The organism is Thiomicrorhabdus arctica DSM 13458 (assembly GCF_000381085.1).
GTDB classification, from domain to species: Bacteria; Pseudomonadota; Gammaproteobacteria; order Thiomicrospirales; family Thiomicrospiraceae; genus Thiomicrorhabdus; species Thiomicrorhabdus arctica.
The window spans coordinates 85319-104082 of sequence record NZ_KB905903.1 but is presented as its reverse complement, the minus strand read 5'-3'; the positions used below and the strand labels follow the sequence as shown (position 1 = coordinate 104082).

Here is an 18764-nt window from a genome sequence, read left to right as displayed (position 1 = left end):
GATACACTCAAGGTATATCATGACTTACTTTTAGTCACGTACTCAAAAGTTACTTTTGAGTTGTATAGTTAAGCCTCACGGGTAATTAGTACAAGTTAGCTTCAAACATTACTGCTCTTCCACACCTTGCCTATCAACGTCATAGTCTCTAACGGCCCTTCAGAAGACTTAAAGTCTAGGGAAATCTAATCTTGGGGCAGGTTTCCCGCTTAGATGCTTTCAGCGGTTATCCTTTCCGAACGTAGCTACCGGGCAATGCCATTGGCATGACAACCCGAACACCAGCGGTTCGTCCACTCCGGTCCTCTCGTACTAGGAGCAGCCCCCCTCAAATTTCCAACGCCCACGGCAGATAGGGACCGAACTGTCTCACGACGTTCTAAACCCAGCTCGCGTACCACTTTAAATGGCGAACAGCCATACCCTTGGGACCGACTTCAGCCCCAGGATGTGATGAGCCGACATCGAGGTGCCAAACACCGCCGTCGATATGAACTCTTGGGCGGTATCAGCCTGTTATCCCCGGAGTACCTTTTATCCGTTGAGCGATGGCCCTTCCACACAGAACCACCGGATCACTAGAACCTGCTTTCGCACCTGCTCGACGTGTCAGTCTCGCAGTCAAGCACCCTTTTACTCTTGCGCTCATTGCACGATGTCCGACCGTGCTGAGGGTACCTTCGCGCTCCTCCGTTACTCTTTAGGAGGAGACCGCCCCAGTCAAACTACCCACCATACACTGTCCCTGACCAGGATTCACTGGCCTAGGTTAGAACCTCAATAATATCAGGGTGGTATTTCAAGATTGGCTCCACTCTAACTAGCGTTAAAGTTTCATAGCCTCCCACCTATCCTACACAGATAGTATCAAAGTCCAGTGCAAAGCTGTAGTAAAGGTTCACGGGGTCTTTCCGTCTAGCCGCGGGTACGCAGCATCTTAACTGCGATTTCAATTTCGCTGAGTCTCGGGTGGAGACAGTGTGGCCATCATTACGCCATTCGTGCAGGTCGGAACTTACCCGACAAGGAATTTCGCTACCTTAGGACCGTTATAGTTACGGCCGCCGTTTACCGGGGCTTCGATCAAGAGCTTCGCCGAAGCTAACCCCATCAATTAACCTTCCGGCACCGGGCAGGCGTCACACCGTATACGTCATCTTTCGATTTTGCACAGTGCTATGTTTTTAGTAAACAGTTGCAGCCACCATTTTATTGCAACCCCTCCTAGCTTAGAGAGCAAGTCTCATCACCGAGCGGGGCGTACCTTCTCCCGAAGTTACGGTACCATTTTGCCTAGTTCCTTCACCCGAGTTCTCTCAAGCGCCTTAGAATTCTCATCCCGACCACCTGTGTTGGTTTGGGGTACGATTATTTATTACCTGAAGCTTAGAAGCTTTTCTTGGAAGCATGGCATCAATCACTTCACCCAAAAAAGGGCTCGTCATCAATTCTCAGCATTAACAAGAGACCGGATTTGCCTAATCTCTCTGCCTACAATCTTAAACCTGGACAACCATCGCCAGGCTGATTTAGCCTACTCCGTCCCTCCATCGCAGTAATAAATAGTGCAGGAATATTAACCTGCTTCCCATCGACTACGCCTCTCGGCCTCGTCTTAGGGGTCGACTAACCCTACGTCGATTAACGTTGCGTAGGAAACCTTGGTCTTTCGGCGAGGGAGCTTTTCACTCCCTTTATCGCTACTCATGTCAGCATTCGCACTCGTGATACCTCCAGGACACCTTACAGTGCCCCTTCGCAGGCTTACACGACGCTCCTCTACCATGCACTATGTGCATCCGCATCTTCGGTATATTACTTAGCCCCGTTAAATCTTCGGCGCAGGCCGACTCGATCAGTGAGCTATTACGCTTTCTTTAAAGGGTGGCTGCTTCTAAGCCAACCTCCTGACTGTCTGAGCCTTCCCACATCCTTTCCCACTGAGTAATATTTAGGGACCTTAGATGGCGGTCTGGGTTGTTTCCCTCTTGACAACGGACGTTAGCACCCGCAGTCTGTCTCCCATGATTGCACTTCTAGGTATTCGGAGTTTGCAATGGGCTGCTAATCCTTGACGGACCGCTAGACCATAACAGTGCTCTACCCCCTAGAGTGATACATGAGGCACTACCTAAATAGTTTTCGAGGAGAACCAGCTATCTCCGGGCTTGATTAGCCTTTCACTCCGATCCACAGCTCATCTCCGCATTTTTCAACATACGTGAGTTCGGTCCTCCAGTACCTGTTACGGCACCTTCAACCTGGCCATGGATAGATCGCCCGGTTTCGGGTCTACACCATGCAACTAAATCGCCCATTTAAGACTCGGTTTCCCTACGGCTCCCCTATTCGGTTAACCTCGCTACATAATGTAAGTCGCTGACCCATTATACAAAAGGTACGCAGTCACAGAACAAGTCTGCTCCTACTGCTTGTACGTACACGGTTTCAGGTTCTATTTCACTCCCCTTCAGGGGTTCTTTTCGCCTTTCCCTCACGGTACTGGTTCACTATCGGTCAGAAGAGAGTATTTAGCCTTGGAGGGTGGTCCCCCCATGTTCAAACAGGATTTCTCGTGTCCCGTCCTACTCGATTTCACTGATAAAAGAATTTCGCATACAGGACTATCACCTTGTATCGTTGGACTTTCCAGACCATTCTACTATTCTTATACCAGCTTAAGGGCTGGTCCCCGTTCGCTCGCCGCTACTTAGGGAATCTCGGTTGATTTCTTTTCCTCCGGGTACTTAGATGTTTCAGTTCCCCGGGTTAGCCTCCCACTAGGGGATATCCATAATTGGATGGGTTTTCCCATTCGGAAATCCAGGGATCAATGCATGTTTACTGACTCCCCCTGGCTTATCGCAAGTTACTACGTCCTTCATCGCCTTCTTCTGCCTAGGCATCCACCGTGTACGCTTAGTCACTTAACTATACAACTCAAAAATAACCTTGTGCCTTTTGATTACAAAGTCTATTGAGTGTACGTAACTAAAAGTTTCGCTGTCATGATATACGCTTGAGTGTTCTCAATATATATATATGTATTTACCTATACTTTCTAGCATCATCATTCTTTTAAAGTACGGTTTAAATACCTTTAAAGAACTCCACTAGAAGCTTTGGCCACATGCCATTGGAAGGTGGCATGTGACACCTGAGTCGACAAAAGTCGGCGTCGTCTCAGGCTCTTCAACGATCGTCTAATAATTAACACATTTAAAAATGATTAATCTAGATAATCGCTAAGATCTATTCCAAATTTTTAAAGAACTTTCAGTTATTCCGGCTATCTATGACTTGCAAAGCAAGCGAAAAATAACCATCAATACAACTGTTAATCAACTCTCAACCTGTCTCTAACTAAGTAGAGAAGGTAAAAAACAGATTAACAGTAATATTGGTGGAGCTATGCGGGATCGAACCGCAGACCTCCTGCGTGCAAGGCAGGCGCTCTCCCAGCTGAGCTATAGCCCCAATATGGTGGGTCTGGGTGGATTTGAACCACCGACCTCACCCTTATCAGGGGTGCGCTCTAACCAACTGAGCTACAGACCCGGGTCGTTCATTTCATGATAATTCAGAGACAATTTATGTGAAAACTCACTCAAGCTCGCGACTTTTTCGTCTTAAAGGAGGTGATCCAGCCCCAGCTTCCGCTAGGGCTACCTTGTTACGACTTCACCCCAGTCATGAACCACAAAGTGGTAAGCGCCCTCCCGAAGGTTAAGCTACCTACTTCTTTTGCAATCCACTCCCATGGTGTGACGGGCGGTGTGTACAAGGCCCGGGAACGTATTCACCGCGGCATTCTGATCCACGATTACTAGCGATTCCGACTTCACGGAGTCGAGTTGCAGACTCCGATCCGGACTACGAGAGGTTTTTTGAGATTCGCTCACTATTGCTAGTTGGCAGCTCTTTGTACCCCCCATTGTAGCACGTGTGTAGCCCATCCCATAAGGGCCATGATGACTTGACGTCGTCCCCACCTTCCTCCGGTTTATCACCGGCAGTCTCATTAGAGTTCTCAACTAAATGTTAGCAACTAATGATAAGGGTTGCGCTCGTTGCGGGACTTAACCCAACATCTCACGACACGAGCTGACGACAGCCATGCAGCACCTGTCACTGCGTTCCCGAAGGCACCAATCTATCTCTAGAAAGTTCGCAGGATGTCAAGGGATGGTAAGGTTCTTCGCGTTGCATCGAATTAAACCACATGCTCCACCGCTTGTGCGGGCCCCCGTCAATTCCTTTGAGTTTTAATCTTGCGACCGTACTCCCCAGGCGGTCAACTTATCGCGTTAGCTTCGTTACTAATCCTTTTAATAGGACCAACAACTAGTTGACATCGTTTACGGCGTGGACTACCGGGGTATCTAATCCCGTTCGCTACCCACGCTTTCGCACCTCAGCGTCAGTTTTAGGCCAGGAAGTCGCCTTCGCCACTGATGTTCCTCCAGATATCTACGCATTTCACTGCTACACCTGGAATTCCACTTCCCTCTCCTAAACTCTAGATTACCAGTATCAGATGCAGTTCCTAGGTTGAGCCCAGGGCTTTCACAACTGACTTAATAATCCGCCTACGCGCGCTTTACGCCCAGTAATTCCGAATAACGCTTGCACCCTCTGTATTACCGCGGCTGCTGGCACAGAGTTAGCCGGTGCTTCTTCTAAAGTTAACGTCAAACTAAGCAGGTATTAACTACTTAATCTTCCTCACAATTGAAAGTGCTTTACAACCCTCGGGCCTTCTTCACACACGCGGTATGGCTGCATCAGACTTTCGTCCATTGTGCAATATTCCCCACTGCTGCCTCCCGTAGGAGTCTGGGCCGTGTCTCAGTCCCAGTGTGGCTGATCATCCTCTCAAACCAGCTAGAGATCGTCGCCTTGGTGAGCCATTACCTCACCAACTAGCTAATCTCACGCGGGCTCATCCTATAGCGAAACCTTTCAAGAAGAGGGCTCCTTTACTCCGTAGAGCATATTCGGTATTAGCGTACGTTTCCATACGTTGTCCCCAACTATAGGGTAGATTCCCACGCGTTACTCACCCGTCCGCCACTCGACGCCTAGAAAAGCAAGCTTCTCTATCGTTTCCGTCCGACTTGCATGTGTTAAGCCTACCGCCAGCGTTCATTCTGAGCCAGGATCAAACTCTTCAGTTTAATCTTGCTTAGTATATTTATAACGAGCACTTCTGCTCTAACACTCGGAATTGACAAGATTTTGCATGGAAGGATTACTCCTACCTGATATTTGCATATCTACATAATTTTGTCGTTTTCGAGATTTTTTATATCGTCACTCACTTAAGGAGTTTCCACATAAATTATCTCTGAATTACCTGATTTTTAAAGAACTTAGGTCTCTTCGGGAAAGAGAAACAACAACGTTGCTTTTCTCCCCGGTAAGCCGCTCATTATAAGGGGGTTTGAACTTCTTTGTCAATTATTATTTTCAAATAATTTTCAAAGATTTTAAACCCGATCCGAAGATCTCTCATAACAAACGGGCCGGAACAAACGACTTAAAAAGTGTGTTTGCTTCGGAACGGGGCGTATTCTATCTAATCTCGCAAACTACGCAAGTCTTTTTTCATGCTTTTGATGACTTTTTAATGACTTATTTGAAACCATTCACTTTACGCCAACTTATTAAGGGGTTATCCACAGAGTTATTCACACCACATGGCTTAACACCCCTATTTTTGGGGATTTTTACGCAGTTTAAAAAAGGATCAATCCCTTTATAAATCTTGATTCAGCGACCGAAATCAAATATCTAAAGACTGAAACCTAAAACACCGCAATCAATGCGGTGTTTTGGGTTGGTTTAAATTAACCAGGCCTGGTTATCCTCTTGTTACTGACTTAAAGCCTTGTTAAGCAATACATCATAAGAAGAATATATAACTCTTAAAACCTTAAGTCCTAAAAACTGTCCAAACCATACTACCATTTTCCTTGGTTTATAAAAGTGGCTGAAGTGGGCGTTTTTTGCACCATTAATTGTGACCAGTCGGGCATTTTCTGAGCGGAATCAGCCTTTACAGAAAGCGTTATGTCATAGGTGTGATTCTCTTTGATGCTGACACGACCAGTTAACTTCCAACCATTTTCTTGAGCACTTAAACTCAATAAAAGGGTCTGTGCCACCATACTTGGCACAACTGTCAGCTTAGCGATATTGATACCGAAAGAAGAAAGTGAACGTAGTTCAAATTGACCACTCACTTCCTGCGGCCACAAAGTCAAAGGATCCAGAGCTACATCAATGTCGCTGACAACCATTTGACCGGTTGCCGCCAGTGTCTGCAGACCTGCTACTGATAAATGCTGGATCAACTGTGCAATGTCGATATTACCCCGCACATTTGACAAAAACAGTGGCGCTTCTGCAGACAGAATCTCTTTTTCAATATAAAAGTCGACTTGACTCCCTTCCGTCAAAATCCATTTTTGTTGACTGCCTATATTTGCTTTAAATAGAGGCAACCAATCAAGGCCCCAATTCAAGAGACCTAAATTCAATATCGCACCAGACTTGTCCGTTATGTGAGTAGATAATGCCATTTCGCCGTTCCAAACAGAACCTTCCACAGCTTCGATTAGCCATTGTTGAGGAATCTGTTTCTGCACCATGGGCTGAGAAATTACCCAACGTGCAGGCAGACTATAAAGCATGGAAAATACCAGCGTGCAGGTAAATAATGTAACCATCCAAAATCGACCTAACCGAATGGTGTCATCCTGTTTATTTTTTGGCCTATTTTTTATAAACATAGCCATCACCGTGCAACCTCAAACTCTACTTGTGCTTGTATTAAGCCAACCTCAATCGGTATTAACTGCATATTTTTGGCCATCACGCCTTGCGACTCCAACCTTGACAACCAACGAAACAAACGGGGTGCATTTACCTTATTGAAACTCACCTTCACACCCTTGGCTGTCAATTTTAGCTCTTGCATTTGATGCATTAAATTTCCAGACTTCAACTCTTCTTGAACAAAACGCATTAAGCCAGCTTTGGATTGAATATCTAACGGTAGATTTTTTGTAGATGATTGAGTTACAAGGGGCGCCTGCTGGTTTAGCCAGACCCATTCATTTTTAGCATTTTCAAGCGCTTGTTTCATATGCTCATTTGCAATATGAATCGGAGACCAGATTAAACTGTAGAACAACACAATAGCTAGGAACGACATTAACACTGTGACTAATTGTTTTTCGCGCTGGGCAAGTTGTGACCAGGCCTGGTTAATCTTCATCCACATAAAAAACTCCTTCCACTAGCGCGAGGGTTACGTTTTTAATTTGCAATGAAACCTTTCCCGAAACCTTGTCAGAGATCAAACGAGTATTTAACCCTTCCAAATCATGTGTTTTTTGAGCCTCTACAAAAATCGTTAGCCGTCCTGACGGATGACCTTTATGGCTGGAATTCTTTTGGTTCCATTGTATTTTTTGTATCTTAACCGCCGGGAACAATTTGAATCCATTTTCAATTTCATGCAGCAACTGACTTGGACCGACACTTTTAGAGCGATGAGTTTGATTGATTTTATTTTTAGTTTGCACCCGAATATTAATAATTTTATTCACCTCAGGAAAGAGATGCATGAAAAGCACTTCGGTTGCCGATTGATAGTTGTGCACTTGAGTTTTCATTCGCTGAGTTTCTAAAAAGGTCTGCATTAAAAAACTTAAAAGGATCAAAAAAAGAATCAGCAGATGCCATTGCCAACGTTGCCATATTGAATACCCCTCTGACAAAGAGACATACTCATCTGTTCGTAAGTTATCACCAGACACCCTATTCTTGGTGTGTGTTGAACTATCATACTGCTGGGTGATTTGTCGCAACTCGGGTAATTGACCTTCTTGACCTTGCCGCGCTAAAGCAAAAATTTCTTGCAACCACTCAGGATTACCCGCAAAACCGGAATACCGGTTTTTTCTTACAATTTGACATTTATCGGCCGTATAGACACTCCAAACAGCTTCCTCTTGGGAAGAGTCATTATCTGCGACCGGTATACTAAAACAGTCGGCAATTAAAGCCGTGTGTTCCAAGCCATTGTCTTCTAACACTTTAATCCACTTCTGCATTAACACGTGTTCAACGAGAGCCGCTGAAACGTTGCCTTGTGGGGAACGGTTCAAAGCAACTATATGGAAATGCTCTATCGCTTCAGAAAGAGACTCTTCTAGTGCAAAAGGAAGTGCAGCTAACCAATCGGTTCGGCGTTTTCCAGGCACAAAAACCGACATCAATAATACTTGTTGAGTGGGCACCCAAACCACGTCAATCGTCTGAGTCAACATCCCCTGAGTCTTCAGCGACTGAATAAGTGAATCTGTTTCAAAGGCTTGACCATTTTCAGACGATAAAATTAACGTTCCATATAAATCTATTTTTGCGACAATCTTCTTATTCACGTTATTCACGCTCTCATTCTGATGCACTTAACCACCTCTGCAATAAACTCACTTTTGCATCAATTCCACGATAAAAAATAGCTGAAAAACCCTGATCTGAATCACCATAATGAATATGCCCCTTTAATAAAAAGAACTGGCTTTGTACGGTTATCATCCAATCCGGCAAATCCCGTTCAATCTCTTTAACTGCATAACCGGTCTGTTCTGTTAAAAACGCCTTAAAGTCCTCAACACTTTGAGCAGGTTCAATCTTGCGCTGATGAATCCAGGCTTGGGCTATTTCTTGGTTCATCCAATCTGTCAAAGATAAAAGAACGATTTCTGAAACCGTATTAATATTGATTGCCGTGACCATAGGTAAAGCCGTAATACCTTGCTGGAATTGATCCCACTGCTTTCGAGACAAGGCATTCAACCCCTGTACATTTTTCAACTCACTTAAGGTGACAACCGCTTGGTTTGCCGTTCGGTAAGCTGGCACCTTTAATAGGTAAGTTTCACTTTCCGCACCTAAAGGTAAAGGTTCATCATCACTGTCAATCCAATCAGTCAAACTGTCAACAAAGTTTGATTTCAGCTCGAGATTCACCGCATAACGTGTCAATAAAGCACGCCATAACCTCTGTTTATCAGGCTCTTTTTCTAGCAAATTATTGACATTAATTTTAGCCAACAGGTCTTCGAGCTGTCCTGTAATCTCTCCACCTTCAAACGGAATCGCCACCAATGGTTGTGCCCAACGCTCACTCAATGCGTCAAGCGTGCTATTTTCAGCATCGAGTTTTAACCCTGTTTTAATCCAGGATTCAAGACCATATAATACGGACAAAGATTGAGATTGGTGCAACATGTAGGTGCTTCTTTTAAGTGAAAGATGTTCTTTATAGAGGATATTACTCCCCAAGACAGAAACCACGGCGACCACCAATAATACCGTCAATAAAGCAAATCCTTTTTGAATAGGTTTAGTGCAGACTGCTTTACAAGAGGGCCCTGGAAACGGCTTCACAATTGAGACCCCCTCTTTATCTCTGCGATGGGCGCGAACGATACACTATCAACCCCTTTAATCAATTTTGTTAGGGTACCTTTATCCTTAAGTTCAATAACCACTTCGACAAGGTTCGGTAAACGGGTATTTGAATCCACCGTACTCGGCCAACTCTCAACCCAATGATTTTGCTGATTCAGCATTCGAACAGAAAACCGACTCACAGAGTCGAGTAAGAATAACTTTACAGGCTCACTGTCTGCGGCACGATCGACTGTGGGCCAAACTTTTCGATAAAGCTTGTCTCCATCCAGGTAATAACCCACCCGCATCAAACCCGCATTCGCAAAAGGCGTTGGAAACTCGGCCAATCTTGTTAACTCCAAACCCAAATCTTCTCGGTATTGAAAAGCTGGTAACCGCCCACCTAGTTCATCTTGAATTGAACGCGGAACCATTTGCACTACATCTTGCTCTAGCCACCACACCGTTCGCTGTATTGCCGTCATCCTATCATTGTGTTCAAAAAAACTGCTCTGCACTCGAACCACACTGTCTATTGATTGATAAGACAATACCGCTATAACGGCTGAAATACTTAAAGCCACTAACAGTTCAATTAACGTAAAGCCTTTTTGAAAGTATTGTTTCACATATCCTGGAGGGTGAAGAGGGTTCATTTCTCACCTACGATGGTGACTAACCGAGCAGAAATTTCAGTTTGATTTGCTCTACGTACCTGCATTTCAGTTTTGTAGATACCGGGTATCAATGTTGGTTCTTTTAATAGTTCAGTTTTCCACTCTAGATTCATAAACGAAACTGTCTGCTTAGTTTCTCTCGCCACATCAGTGGTCATTTGCAGCTTTATCAACTCATTTTCAGCAATCATCGTTGCCATAATGCGCTCTTCCAATCCCGACTGATTGACAATGGATAAGCCAAGAGAGCGACTTAATGCCGCTAATGCAATCGCGATAATCGTGAGCGCAATCATGACTTCAATTAAAGTAAAACCGCGTTGAATTCGAGAGTTCATTTTATAAATCCTTCCCTTCAAACTGCAAAAACACATTCCATTGAATCACCTGTGGTTCAATCACTTCTTGCTGTTTGAGCTTCTGGCTCAAAGTCATAAGTGTAATAGAACCAGGGGTTACCTCTCCACTCGGCCAAAATACCCAACCGGGTTTAGGCAATTCGTAACGCCGTACTGCGGAGGGTTCGACTTGCCATTCAGCTTCAACCAACCAACTCATAGCACTGACCTTAGTGGAAGATTCCCAAATACCTTTGTCTGAACGAAAAACCGTTAAACCAGTCTTTTCAGGCACCACGAGATACATTTTTTGCTCAAATGCAGATAAGTCGCTGACAAACTTAAGAAAGCTTTTAACTTTAATGGTTTGCGTTCTGAGCTGACTTTCCTCATTTTGACTTAATGACAACATCCCAACACTTAAGACAATCGAAATAATAACGACCACCACCATTACTTCGATGAGTGTAAATCCACCTTCACTTAACCTCCGGCGCGAGAGCTGTTTAAATAAATTTGAGTACACAGAATTCAACCGTTTGATTATTTTACTTAATCATCCAGCTGCCAATGGTCGCATCTACACCTTCTCCCCCTTCTTGATTATCTGCACCATAGGTAAACACATCAAAATCTCCATGTTCACCTGGCATCAAATAAAGGTAAGGATGACCCCAAGGATCCATAGGCATTCTGTCCAATACTTGTTTCCAGTTTTTAGGCACCGGCTCCTGGGTAGGCTTCACAGATAACGCTTCTAAGCCTTGATCGGTCGTTGGGTAAACAAAATTATCCAGTCTATAAAGCTGTAATGATGAACCAATAGAGCTGATATCTTGTTTAGCTTTTACAATTCTGGCTTCATCAGGTCTATCCATTAACTTAGGCACAACCAAAGCTGCAAGCACTGCGAGTATGACGACTACTACCATTAATTCAATCAAGGTAAAACCTTTTTGAAGTTGCGCTTTTGGTTGTTTATTTGTAGCTGTTTGTTGTTTCATCTTTAATCCTTCATTGTTATTTTTCAACAGGTCTGCGGCTCGAATGTGTGCTTTGTTACATTAACCACTAATCATCTGATTCATTTCAAATATAGGCATCATAATCGCTAACACAATCAACAAAACGACGCCTCCCATCACAATAATCATCACGGGTTCTAAAACACTCACCAATGTTTCTGCGGCATTTTCTACCGATGACTCATAGTGTTTGGCTCCTCGTAATAACATATTATCAAGCTGTCCTTTACCCTCGCCTGTTTTGACTAGGTTAAGAAGTAACGGTGGAAAGATTTTCTCTTCGTTCATGGAATGATATACACTTTTACCCTCACGTACCTTCTTAACCATGTTCAATACAGATTGTTTAAGGGGGTCCAAAGTCATCACTTCGACTGAAATCGTTAAGGCTTCTTTAACATTCACGCCGCTTGATAATAAAACACCCAAAGTTCTTGCCCAGCGTGCGGTTTCTGAATAGATCAAGAAGCGCTTTATTCCAGGCGTTTTTAACAGCAGAGCATGTATTTTAAAACGCCATTTGGGTTGACGTAACATCCACTTCACACCCAATACCAACGCGATCACCAGCATCACCAAAAATTCTGCATAATTTTGCATAAAAGCACTAATGTCGAGCAAACCTTGTGTCAGGGGAGGCAAGGCTTGATCCATATTATCGAACACACTCACCACTTTTGGAACAACATAGACCATCAAAAAGAGGACTATAGCAATCGCAACCACAACCATTAAAACAGGGTAGATTAAGGCTGTTTTGAGTTTTTTATTTAATTGATCACGCTGTTCAATGGCATCGGCTAAGCGGGAAAGAACCTTGTCTAAATAACCACTCTCTTCACCTGCTTGAATGATTGCAATATATTCTTGGCTAACGCTATAAGTGGAACGCTGCATAGCCATTGCCAATGAATAACCCTCGGTGACGCTAGTATGTAAACCGGTAACGAAACGTGACATGAGCTTAGAGTCTGATTGGTGAGAGAGGGATTTTAAAGCTTGATTAAGGGGAATACTTGCATCCAACAACGTGTACAGCTCACGAGTAAAAAGCGCTAAATCACTCACTTTAATACGCTGTATCAACAAACTGCTAAAGAAGTTTTTTTCACTATTCTTTTGGGGTGCAAGCGACTGAATAGCAACCGGACTCAAGCCATCATCGCGTAACATTTGACGAATTTGACGTTCAGAGTCTCCTTCCAGCAAACCTTTTTTAGTCTGTCCTGATGCCGTCAACGCTTTATACTCAAATACCGCCACAATGTTATCCTGTTTTAAACCTGAGTGACTCTCAGAACTTCTTGCAAACTAGTGCGGCCATCAAGCACAGCGGCATAGCCACTCTCATGCAAAGGCCGTGAGTGCTTTCTGAGGACTTTTTCAATTTCGATCTCTGCGACTTTATCATTAATCATGCTACGGACTTGATCATTAATTAAAATCAACTCATACAAACCCATTCGACCTTGATAACCAGTTTGTTTACACTTTGCACAACCCACCGGCCGATGTATCTTCGCTTGACTTACACCAAGCACCTTGCATTCTGCTGCATCTGCACTGTATGTTTCTTGACAATGTGAGCATAAGCATCGGACTAAGCGTTGTGAAAGAACGCCCACCAAACTGGATGAGAGCAGAAATGGTTCAATTCCCATGTCTCTTAAGCGAGTGATTGCCCCAACGGCTGTATTGGTATGTAAAGTCGTTAATACCAAATGCCCTGTTAATGAGGCTTGAACCGCTATATTTGCCGTCTCTTGATCGCGAATCTCTCCAATCATCACCACATCAGGGTCTTGTCGCAAAATAGCACGTAAGCCTCTTGCAAAACTCATGTCTGCCTTCATATTGACTTGAGTCTGATTAATACCATCAATGTTATATTCGACAGGATCTTCAATCGTCATAATGTTGCGCTGTGAGTCATTTAATAACCCTAAACCCGCATACAAAGTCGTGGTTTTACCAGAACCTGTCGGTCCGGTCACTAAGAAAATACCATGTGATTTCGACAGAGCCTGCTGCACACCCTCTTCCATCTTGGCGGGCATGCCTAAATCAGATAACATCAGACGGTCTGCACCCTTATCTAATATTCGTAATACGACTCGTTCACCAAAACTGGAGGGTATCGTCGAGACTCTTAAATCAACCGCTCGCCCACCTAGCTTCAAAGCCATACGCCCATCCTGCGGTAAGCGTTTTTCAGCAATATCCAAACGTGCCATCACCTTAATACGCGATACTAACATTGGTGCCAAGCCCTGCTTTGGCGACAAAACGGTATGTAAAACGCCATCCACTCTGAAGCGAATACGCAGTTGATTTTCGAAAGGCTCAATATGAATATCAGAAGCATTTTCTCGAATGGCTTCCGTTAAAATTGCATTCAAAAGTTTTATAATTGGCGCTTCATCAGAGCTATCTAATAAATCTTCAGGCTCGCCTAACTCGGTAAATACGGTTTCTAAGTCATGGGTTTCGATTGACTGGATTGATTCCATTGAGGAGCTTGAACGATTGGCAAAACTCACTTTAATCTTTTCTTCAAAAACCTCTTGAGAAAGCTTATGAAAAGAGACTTCTGACTCCAATAAACGGCGCTGCATTTCTAATAATGCCGACACAGGAGTTCGATCAGTATAAAACAGTAAAATGCCACTGTTCTCTGCAATCGCTAAAACCACTTGGTTTTTGCGAGCAAAACTAAAGGAGAGTTCAATACTCATAAGCCTAACAGTTCATCCGTGCTCATAGGGTTAATGAGCGGTTTCGATTTTTCATTAACCTTTACATTGGGTGCTTTTTTAATCGGTTTCACCACTACTTTCTTCTCTTGCCATACGTTTAATGACGGTAAACGTGGAACCTCTCCCGCTAATCGGTCCGTATTCATTCTTTGAAGCACACCATTTTGCTCATCGACAACCTTGTTATATTTCTTTTGACTATAGAAATTGTTCATGGCATTATTTTTTATGATAACAGGACGTAAAAATACCATCAAATTGACCTTTTCACGTTTATTTTCAGATGAAGTAAACAATTGTCCCAGGCCTGGTATATCCCCCAGGCCTGGTATTTTGGATTCGACTTCTGTCTCTTTCTCAGTAATCAACCCTCCTAGTACAATCATATTACCGTCACCAACAATCACCTGTGTTTTGATTTGGCGTTTAGTTGTTTGAATATCAACGGCCTCGCCTTTTGGCAACACATCAGATACTTCCTGATCGATTTCTAAATAGACTTCATTACCTTGATTCAAAATCTGCGGAGTGACTTTTAACTTTAGTCCAACATTTTTACGTTGAATAGTACTAAATGGATTAGTGACACTGTTTGCCGTATTCGTATAAGTACCTGTCTGAAAAGGCACCTCTTTACCAACGACGATTTCAGCTTCTTCATTATCTAGCGTGACAATGGACGGCGTCGCTAAAATATTAGATCCCGAATCACTACTCAAGGCTTTAATTAACCCTCCCCATCCAGTAGAACCATCTGCACTTACTTCACCAAACCCCATGGAAATACCACGACCAATCGCTGAAGATTGCGCAAGGGGATTGCCGACATTACCCAGGATCGTGGGAATACTGCCTGAAAAGTTAACCAACCCAACGCCATTTTCGCCTAAAACTCCCCATTCAACGCCTAATTGACGAGATTTATCCTCAGAAACCTCGACAAAAATAGCTTCAATCAATACTTGAGCTCGTCGTATGTCTAGCTGTGTTATAACACTTTTCAGTGCCGTAATAATACTCATTGGTGCACTTAATATAATGGCATTCATACGCTCATCGGCTTCAATACTGATATCCTCTTGAGCACTTATGCTGTTCACGATGGAAATAGCACCTTTCACACCGGAACCGCCTTCTGGGCCGGCTGATTCAGCCGCATTCAACAAGGCTTTGTTTTTCGCAATTTTTTGTAAAATAGGTACCATTTCAATGGCTTTCGCATAACGAAGATAAATCACTTGAACGCGACCTGCGTTATCGACCTTAATATCTAAATCGGCAATTAGAGCTCGCAAAATCATACGCTTATGCTCTTCGCCCGTTAAGACAATGCGATTAGAGCGTTCATCAAAACTGACCTGGACATCCAGGTCACCCTGCCCTTTCTGCAACACAGTTTTAATCGTCTTTACCAACTCTTCAGCAGAAGCATTTTTAACCTCAATAACTTCATAGGCACCCTTTGAATCAATATCAACTCGCATTAACACACTTTTAATGCGTTTAATATTGGCTACCGTATCCGTAATGATCAGCTTATTACTTTCTGCAAGTGCGACTAAATGGCCTTCTCTTGCAACCAAAGGACGTAATGTAGCCACTAACGCTGTAGACGCCACATTATGAACTGAAATAACTTCAGTCACCCAGTCGTCGTCATTCTCTTTCGGACCACGATAAGGCAATTGATCTCTTGCTAAATTGGCGGGCACAATTTTGATGATTCCATCCCCAGGAATGGCAACATAACCATGCACACTCAAAACCGCTAATAGCGTTTGATAAAGCGTCTCTGGAGCCATCCCCTCCTCCGCGAGTAGCGTAACTTTACCTTTCACTCGCGGATCAATAATAAAATTACGACCGGTTATTTTTGCAACGGATTCTATCACCGTGGTGATATCAACTTGCTTGAAACTCTGTTTCATCTCCCCTTCAGCTTGCACATTGCCGATGCAAGTCAAAGATATTGACAAAGCCAGCACGATCGAAGTCATCCACCGCCCGGATCGCTTTAGCGTGTATTCAGACGGATTAACGTCACTGAATCGTTTCATTTTTAAACCTTTTAATCATTGTATTCACTGGATAAAAAACGTTATATTTAAATCAAGGCATTTCCACGTTTAGTGTCTGTTCTACGCCTTGTCGATCAATTACAACAGACAAGCTGGTTTCAGATAACAGTACCTGCCACAACGCCGGATTGCTCGATAACTCATCAATAGAGTGACCATTCACTACCCTCAATAAATCTCCTGGTTGAAAACCCAACGCCGTAAAGAGTGCCGTTTCTTGTTTCGGCCAAACCTTAATCATGGCAGGCCCACCTTTTTTATTGATAAATTCATAGCGCACATACCCCAGAATGGAAAGCGGTGAATTTTTAACTTGGTCTTTTATTAGATTGAGCTTTTTAGATTGCACTTCGCTCATATGCGCCGACCTTTCGTCAAAACGGCTATTTTTTAAAATATTAGGCGTGGTTTTTAATTCTAGTTTTTCATGCAGACCTCGGTTGGAAATCACTGCAAAATTAGCACCGACTTCAATCAATTCCACACCCTTTAGTATTTCATCTCCCACGGCGAACACCTGATTTCTGCCATTTACATCGATGACTGCAATACTTTTTAAAGGATGTTTTAAAAGCCCAGTTAACTTCAAATTCAATCGCGACTTATTAATCAACTCAGGAGATTCAATGACTTTCTGAGTCAGGAGTGCTTCAGGACGACCTAGCAAGTAAGATGGTGGAAGAATGGATCTATTATTTACAGTAGATTGGGAAACATTAGGCGCTATCATTTCAGGCTGAACTACCTGAACAGGTACTTCAAGAAAGCCAACAAATAACTTACCTAAACTCCAGGCAAGGATGCATAAAATTGTCACATAAAGAGTCGTTGAAAAATTCAAAGTTTTGGATAGCATTTTAATCTTTATTGTCTGCAATTTCGATAAAGGCTTAATCTAGCTTTAATGCTAGATATCTCAGTGCGTTTAAACGTCAAATTTAAAGGCTAATTTAGCAAAGATAAGTATATAGCAATTATCAAACAAAGGAGGAAAAAGCCGATTAAATAGAGTTTTCAAAAATAAGGTTCATCAAACCTAATATCAGGAGTCTACTCTCCATCATAGAGTGGATCCTTAACATTATTTTTAACTTACCATTGAATCATAACCAACAGTCCTTTTATGAATGCCTAATTTTCTGCGCAACCTTTAGCCCTTTCTCTTTAAATATCCTCTAAAATAACTCACCCTATCACTCTACTAACTTGTGGGAGCTATGCTTTGCTGTATCAAGGACTTGAAAACTTTCAACATGGTGTCGACACGGCAACGGGTATTTTAATCACGAACTTAGGAACGCCTGATGCTCCCACTAAAAAGGCATTAAAGCCCTATTTAAAAGAGTTCCTGATGGACCCTCGTGTGGTTGAGCCTCCACCAGCCCGATGGTTATGGCGTTTGATTTTAAATGGCATTATATTAAACACTCGCCCTGCAAAATCGGCGGCGGCCTATGGTACGGTTTGGAATAGCGAAGGTCCAGGTGCGCCTTTATTAAATATCGCACAACGCCAGCTTGATGCGATCGCAGAGCAGGTTCGTCCACATTTTCAGGGTCGTGTTGAGTTTGCCTTAGGCATGCGTTATGGCAACCCATCCATTGCTCACGCCTTACAAGAACTGCACGCTAAAGGTTGCCAACGTATTGTAGTGCTCCCTTTGTACCCGCAATATGCGGCTGCCACGACCGCATCTACTTTTGATGCTGTGACAACAGAGCTGCAAACTTGGCGTTGGTTACCGGAATTGCGTTTTATCAACCACTATCACCGCCATCCTGGTTACATCAAAGCGCTGGCGAATAGCATTCGCGAATACCAAATTGAAAATGGTCAACCCCAACTATTAGTCATGTCTTATCACGGTGTACCACAACGCTATTTAGATAATGGAGACCCTTACCACTGTGAGTGTCACGCGACCTCGCGTTTAGTCGCTGAAGAACTGGGGTTATCTAAAGATGAGTATCAGGTCACTTTCCAGTCCATTTTTGGCAAAGAAGAGTGGATTAAACCTTACACTGATGCAACGATGAAGGCGCTACCTGGCCTTGGCATTAAAGATATTCAGGTTATTTGCCCTGGTTTTTCGGCCGATTGCTTGGAAACCATTGAAGAGATTGGAGAAGAGAACCGTGAGTATTTTGAAGAAGCAGGCGGTGAAAAATTTGGTTTTATTAAGTGTTTAAATGACCGACCCGACCATACCGAAGCCTTAGCGGATATTTTATTGCAACATACACAAGGCTGGGTTGAACGAGATAACTTTGATGCCGAGTTAGACTCAATAGAACGCCAGACGAGTAAAGACAATGCCAAAGCAATGGGCTGCCCTTTCGAAGACTCTGGTTCTAACTCTCCACACACAAAAAATCCCTTATTAAAAAGAGATTATTTTTGGTTTTGGTAGAGAGTCACT

Annotated in this window: 13 protein-coding genes, 2 tRNA genes and 2 rRNA genes; 1 reads left to right on the top strand and 16 read right to left on the bottom strand. The window is 43.4% G+C overall.

All coding sequences use genetic code 11. The annotated features are described in order from the left end of the window. Positions 1-64: 64 nt before the first annotated feature. The 16 genes from F612_RS0111760 to F612_RS0111680 all read right to left on the bottom strand — a co-directional run bounded on the left by F612_RS0111760 (position 65) and on the right by F612_RS0111680 (position 17201). Positions 65-2933: ribosomal RNA gene (locus tag F612_RS0111760) — 23S ribosomal RNA — on the bottom strand. Positions 2934-3401: 468 nt separating this feature from the next. Next, a tRNA-Ala gene (locus tag F612_RS0111755) sits at positions 3402-3477 on the bottom strand. Between the two features lie 4 nt (positions 3478-3481). Beyond that, a tRNA-Ile gene (locus tag F612_RS0111750) sits at positions 3482-3558 on the bottom strand. A 73-nt stretch (positions 3559-3631) separates the two neighbouring features. Further along, positions 3632-5177: ribosomal RNA gene (locus F612_RS12755) — 16S ribosomal RNA — on the bottom strand. Together the 16S and 23S rRNA genes with 2 tRNA genes alongside form the textbook arrangement of a ribosomal RNA operon. Positions 5178-5963: 786 nt before the next feature. Beyond that, complete coding sequence (gene gspN, locus F612_RS0111735; protein ID WP_157760555.1) at positions 5964-6731, bottom strand: type II secretion system protein N; 768 nt, start codon at positions 6729-6731, stop codon at positions 5964-5966. A 68-nt stretch (positions 6732-6799) separates the two neighbouring features. Next, positions 6800-7288 (bottom strand): type II secretion system protein GspM, encoded by a 489-nt coding sequence (gene gspM / locus F612_RS0111730; RefSeq protein WP_019557966.1) that lies wholly within the window; start codon positions 7286-7288, stop codon positions 6800-6802. Then, positions 7272-8480 (bottom strand): type II secretion system protein GspL, encoded by a 1209-nt coding sequence (gene gspL / locus F612_RS0111725; protein ID WP_026329764.1) that lies wholly within the window; start codon positions 8478-8480, stop codon positions 7272-7274. The genes gspM and gspL overlap by 17 nt, the downstream gene beginning before the upstream one ends. Then, positions 8467-9465 (bottom strand): type II secretion system minor pseudopilin GspK, encoded by a 999-nt coding sequence (gspK, locus tag F612_RS0111720; RefSeq protein WP_019557964.1) that lies wholly within the window; start codon positions 9463-9465, stop codon positions 8467-8469. The genes gspL and gspK overlap by 14 nt, the downstream gene beginning before the upstream one ends. Next, positions 9462-10127 (bottom strand): type II secretion system minor pseudopilin GspJ, encoded by a 666-nt coding sequence (gene gspJ, locus F612_RS12750; RefSeq protein WP_019557963.1) that lies wholly within the window; start codon positions 10125-10127, stop codon positions 9462-9464. The genes gspK and gspJ overlap by 4 nt, the downstream gene beginning before the upstream one ends. Further along, positions 10124-10486, bottom strand: coding sequence for a type II secretion system minor pseudopilin GspI (gspI, locus tag F612_RS13085; protein WP_019557962.1), 363 nt, complete (start codon positions 10484-10486; stop codon positions 10124-10126). The genes gspJ and gspI overlap by 4 nt, the downstream gene beginning before the upstream one ends. A 1-nt stretch (position 10487) precedes the next feature. Then, positions 10488-11012 (bottom strand): prepilin-type N-terminal cleavage/methylation domain-containing protein, encoded by a 525-nt coding sequence (locus F612_RS0111705; protein WP_019557961.1) that lies wholly within the window; start codon positions 11010-11012, stop codon positions 10488-10490. Positions 11013-11034: 22 nt separating this feature from the next. Beyond that, positions 11035-11490: a type II secretion system major pseudopilin GspG gene (gene gspG, locus F612_RS0111700; RefSeq protein WP_019557960.1), complete on the bottom strand. Its 456-nt coding sequence runs from the start codon at positions 11488-11490 to the stop codon at positions 11035-11037. Between the two features lie 60 nt (positions 11491-11550). Beyond that, the gene (gene gspF, locus F612_RS0111695) at positions 11551-12774 is read right to left on the bottom strand and encodes a type II secretion system inner membrane protein GspF (RefSeq protein ID WP_019557959.1); all 1224 of its coding nucleotides are present in this window, start codon (positions 12772-12774) and stop codon (positions 11551-11553) included. Positions 12775-12788: 14 nt separating this feature from the next. Then, positions 12789-14246: a type II secretion system ATPase GspE gene (gene gspE / locus F612_RS0111690; RefSeq protein ID WP_019557958.1), complete on the bottom strand. Its 1458-nt coding sequence runs from the start codon at positions 14244-14246 to the stop codon at positions 12789-12791. Then, the gene (gene gspD, locus F612_RS12740) at positions 14243-16324 is read right to left on the bottom strand and encodes a type II secretion system secretin GspD (RefSeq protein ID WP_245539543.1); all 2082 of its coding nucleotides are present in this window, start codon (positions 16322-16324) and stop codon (positions 14243-14245) included. The genes gspE and gspD overlap by 4 nt, the downstream gene beginning before the upstream one ends. Positions 16325-16376: 52 nt before the next feature. Further along, complete coding sequence (locus tag F612_RS0111680; protein ID WP_019557956.1) at positions 16377-17201, bottom strand: type II secretion system protein N; 825 nt, start codon at positions 17199-17201, stop codon at positions 16377-16379. Between the two features lie 366 nt (positions 17202-17567). Here F612_RS0111680 and hemH point away from each other — a divergent pair, with 366 nt between their 5' ends. Then, positions 17568-18755 (top strand): ferrochelatase, encoded by a 1188-nt coding sequence (hemH, locus tag F612_RS0111675; protein ID WP_019557955.1) that lies wholly within the window; start codon positions 17568-17570, stop codon positions 18753-18755. The last annotated feature ends 9 nt before the right edge of the window (positions 18756-18764 follow it).